4 protein-coding genes are annotated in these 4280 nt (G+C 46.3%); 2 read left to right on the top strand and 2 right to left on the bottom strand.

The annotated features are described in order from the left end of the window. Positions 1-110: 110 nt before the first annotated feature. A complete protein-coding gene (locus GRP75_RS20035) occupies positions 111-650 on the top strand; it encodes a transcription repressor NadR (protein ID WP_028541390.1) in 540 nt (179 codons plus the stop codon). Between the two features lie 133 nt (positions 651-783). On the opposite strand, the gene greA is transcribed toward GRP75_RS20035, so the two are convergent. Then, the gene (gene greA, locus GRP75_RS20040) at positions 784-1263 is read right to left on the bottom strand and encodes a transcription elongation factor GreA (RefSeq protein WP_013310174.1); all 480 of its coding nucleotides are present in this window, start codon (positions 1261-1263) and stop codon (positions 784-786) included. A gap of 365 nt (positions 1264-1628) precedes the next feature. Here greA and GRP75_RS20045 point away from each other — a divergent pair, with 365 nt between their 5' ends. Next, complete coding sequence (locus GRP75_RS20045) at positions 1629-1976, top strand: hypothetical protein (protein ID WP_160790165.1); 348 nt, start codon at positions 1629-1631, stop codon at positions 1974-1976. Between the two features lie 310 nt (positions 1977-2286). Here GRP75_RS20045 and GRP75_RS20050 read toward each other — a convergent pair. After that, a partial coding sequence (locus GRP75_RS20050; protein WP_160790166.1) for an endonuclease occupies positions 2287-4280 on the bottom strand: 1994 nt, incomplete at its 5' end.

The raw sequence follows: 4280 nt of genomic DNA on the forward strand, positions 1-4280 counted from the left end.
TTACAATTTATCCGTATTTCTTTCGGAAGAGCAACCACCATCGAGGAATAGAATGTACTGGTAGATATTTTGACAGACCTGACGCATCGACAAGAAAGGAGCTTATCCCGTTGACTGAATCTTTAAAGCGGTCAGGTACGGATCGCCGCGAGCAGCTGCTGTTGTGGCTGAAGAGCGAATCACCGCTGACCGGGAGCGAACTGGCACGCAGATCCTCCGTTTCCAGACAAGTAATTGTACAGGATATTTCCCTGTTAAAAGCAAGCCAAGAGCCTATCCTTGCAACGAGTCAAGGATACATTTATATGGAGCCTGCGGGTCAGACAGCCCCCTTAGCCTCACGTATTATTGTGTGTAAACATCGACCTGAACAGACAGAAGAGGAACTAAAGCTGATTGTGGACTACGGTGTAAGTGTGCAGGATGTTATTGTTGAGCATCCGGTATACGGGGATCTAACTGCTCCGATACGGGTTGGAACTCGCAAGGAAGTGGACGATTTTATCCGTAAAATCAGTTCCACCCAGGCCACTTATTTGTCCCAGCTGACGGGAGGCATCCACCTGCATACCTTGAATGCCTCGGATGAAGATAAAATTAACGATGCCTGCGCTGCATTGGAGCAAGCAGGCTTCCTAATGACGGACTAACTTAGTGCGCTATAGCGGAGTAAAGAAAATCCTGTCCAGTATGTGGAGTGCAACTGTGCTCCACATGGACGGTATGTAAGTAGCGAGAAATAAAAAAATCCCGGCCCCCTCATATAAGGGAATCGGGAATGAACTATGTGAGCTTAATTTCAAGCAACTCATATTTGATTACAGCCATGGGTGCATCCACATGAATGATACTGCCCACTTCTTTCCCCAAAAGTGCCTTGCCTAAAGGACTCTCATAGGAAATTTTGTTATCCAGAACATCCGCCTCAGCAGGACTTACAATTTTGTATTCCATCTTCTCCGAAAATTCGATGTCATTCAGAATGACAGTCGATCCGATACTAACGGTTCTAAGGTCTAAATTACTCTCGTCCACGACCCGGGCTTTGGTCAGCATCTTCTCCAATATGAGAATGCGGGTTTCCATAAATGCTTGGTCGTCCTTGGCTGAGTGATACTCACTATTTTCCTTCAAATCACCGTAGCTGATAGCCAACTTAAGCCGTTCGGCTAGCTCCTTACGTTTTACGGTCTTCAGTTCCTTAAGCTCATCCTCTAGCTTGGCCAATCCCTCTTTAGTTAACAATACTTCTTCATTCGACATATTTTATCTACAACTCCTATTTCAGCATTTGCTTAATTCCAATTCAACGCTCAAAAATACAATAAACGAACTAAACCGTTTCGGTCTAAACATTGCTGATTGGAAACGCTCTTGGGATGTATGCAAATTGCTCATTTGGCTTGCTTTATTGTAGTTTACTCTAAATCGGACCAACATGCGAAATAAATTACTGATAATAGTAGCCAACTACCTTCAGCCAGGGTGATTCTTATAGTAACCAATGCTCTCTTATTCGCATATCGTATGATCATAACGTATATTGATGAGCACATGCAGTGCCGCTGTCCTTGTCCCGAATTTTGTGAAAACCAGGCAGGAGCAGTATATGGCGGGAGGAAGATTCAATGGCTTCCTTAGGAAAGAATGGTAATGGGAATGGGAATCGTAAATCCAAATCCCCCCCCAACGGTCAAAAGAAAAATGGATTAAACAGTAATTCGGCTATCTTTTCTGCTCTTCAAGGGAAAAATGTGGAGGTCTTAGTGGCAGCCCTCCTACTAACGGGAAAACTAAACGTCGATTCCGTGACTTTATACAGACAAGCAACATTATTTTTAGGCCTCACTGGAAAATACAAAACATTAGCATCTACTCCTTCCAATGTCGATAATATGGTGAAATTTTTAAATGATAATGGAAATATGACACTTGATCAAGTAATACAGGCCTTTTCACAGAAAGTAAAAAATTAACAAGTGGCGAAAGGAGATACTTGTGGTGAGTGAGTTTGATGGAGAATATTTTGCAGAGGTTGTCATTATTGTGATACTAGTTGCCTTGTTCTTCTATGGCTCCTCAGATATAGAGGGACTGTCTGCTCAACCAACACAATCCTAAAATGATAGTACCCGCTGCGGGTACTTTTTTCATGCTTCTCTCTTATATAAATACAGCTCGACAGAACACCATAGTGGCAGACATATCGTAAAAATAAAATAGAGCATCTATAGACTCTCGAAGGTCAATAGATGCTCTTGCTTTTTAACGATCCATCATTTTTACTTAACGTTCCTTCACTTCCACGCTTATCGTTTGACTAGAAACTTCTCCTGAAGCATTGACTAACTCGGCCCGATACTCGTATGTACCCGGCTTTTGATTTTGGATGTTGGTGACTGCACTTTGGGCCTGCGGGCTTTGGCTTGGAAGATCCTGGGCGTCGATCAGTTCTCCATTTTCATATAAGTTGTATTTTGTCGCATTCGTGCCCCACCACATGTTCATTGTAAGGGTGTAGGTGCCGTCACCGTCCCAATTGTCATGAGACAGCACTGGAATGCCAGGGGATGCATCGGTCACTTCGACAGTTAATGGGTCGCTGGTCGTTTTACCAGAAGCGTTGATCAGTTCTGCAGTATACGTGTAGGTACCATTGGTCTTGCCTGTAACAGGAATGACTGCATGCTGTCCTCCAGGGGAAGCAGCTTGCAATGATTCGGTGCCAATCAGCTTGTCGTTTTCATACAACTTGAGTTCATCACCATTCGTACCCCACCACAGATTCATGGTGATGTTGTAGTTGCCATCCTTCAGTCCAGTGTCCTGCCCGTTATCATGCGACAGCTCAGGTTTTCCCGGCACTTCACCTACAGCAGTCTTTTCGACTCTCACGGTTACAGGATTGGATACCACTGTTTGACCGTCCAAGGTGACGCTGGCTGTAATCTCCGCGCTTCCCTCTTTTAGGGCCTTAAGTTCTCCATACGTATCCAGCGAAACAGATTCATGACTGCTGATATACTGAACAGAAGCGCGGCTTAAATCAGCTTCGCTGCCATCTGTCAGCGTACCCTTGAGATGTGTCGCTGCCGTATCCCCAATGTTGAGGGTCGTTTGATCCAGTGAAAGCTCTACTTCCTGCAATGCTGCGCCTGTCTGAGCTGAAAAATCATCCAGTCCACGCGGTTTTAACTGATAATTCCCTTTGAAAATCGCCGAAATTCCCTTCAGCTTCACTTGCTGTCCTTCTTGATATGGAAAAGATGTCCGTGTTAAGCCTGTACGTGCATCGACGCGCACATGGTGACTTACTTCACCAGATACTGCATCAAATTCAAACGAACCTACGGGAGTCGCGTCCATCACATTACGAATCATTGCCGTAGGAAGCTCAACCAACTGTCCTTGGTTCGCATCACTGAGTTCGGTGACTTGTACAGCTTCCGTAAGTTGTCCTTCTCCCGTTTTTTCAATTGCCACTGGATCGGTTAACTCCAGCTCACTATTATACAGTGCCAAGCTTGCTGTAAGCTTTACTCGATCACCTTGGTGAAAGCCGCTTTGGTTCTGATATACATAAATCCCACCACTTTCATCCTGCATGTAAAAGGCTTGACCGCCGAATGCACCTGGTTCTGTCGTCACAACACCCTCTAAGGTCACGACTTTGCCAGCCGGGAGACTCCGTGCTTCTGCGACACTGATACGAGCTGGAACCGTATTGCCTTCCTCAGGCAACGGCTGGGCCGGGACATCAGCCAGCACGACGGATTGGGTCAGCAGATTGCTGCCGTTTTGCCTCAGTCTAAGATTAGCTGAACCACTGGTTCCCGGCTTGATCCGCACCGTCAAGTCCTTATAGGCATGCCCTTTGCCGTTGGACTCCAAACTAAATGTTCCGCTATAGCCGTAAGAGGTTGGCCAGCTTCCATCCGGATTTTGAATCTGGGCTACTTGATTGCCGCCTGCAACATAAATACCTGTGCTGAATCCGCTAATCGTGCTGTTAGGAGCCAGTTGGTCGGCAGTAACCCGAATTTGAAAAGGCTGTGCATTGGGCAGCTGCTCTTGACGAACAATGCTGTACACGGGTTGCGCACTGGCTGTAGATCCGCCATAGGACCCTGCTTTGAATGTTCGCTGATCCCACCATTTGTAGCCGGCTGCGGGAGCGGACCAAGGCTCGGCTTGTGGTTCCGTGGAAGTCTGTGGCTCTTCAAAAGGCAGTAATGCCGTCGGCTGGTCCAGCTGTAAGCTTTTCACTTCCGTCAGGCTGG

Origin of the sequence: Paenibacillus sp. OT2-17, from assembly GCF_009827695.1 — a bacterium.
Classification (GTDB): Bacteria; Bacillota; Bacilli; order Paenibacillales; family Paenibacillaceae; genus Paenibacillus; species Paenibacillus polymyxa_B.

Bases quoted from the DNA above. Each gene is read 5' to 3' on its own strand.
- GRP75_RS20045 (WP_160790165.1), top strand. From the start codon at position 1,629: ATGGCTTCCTTAGGAAAGAATGGTAATGGGAATGGGAATCGTAAATCC.
- greA (WP_013310174.1), bottom strand. From the start codon at position 1,263: ATGTCGAATGAAGAAGTATTGTTAACTAAAGAGGGATTGGCCAAGCTA.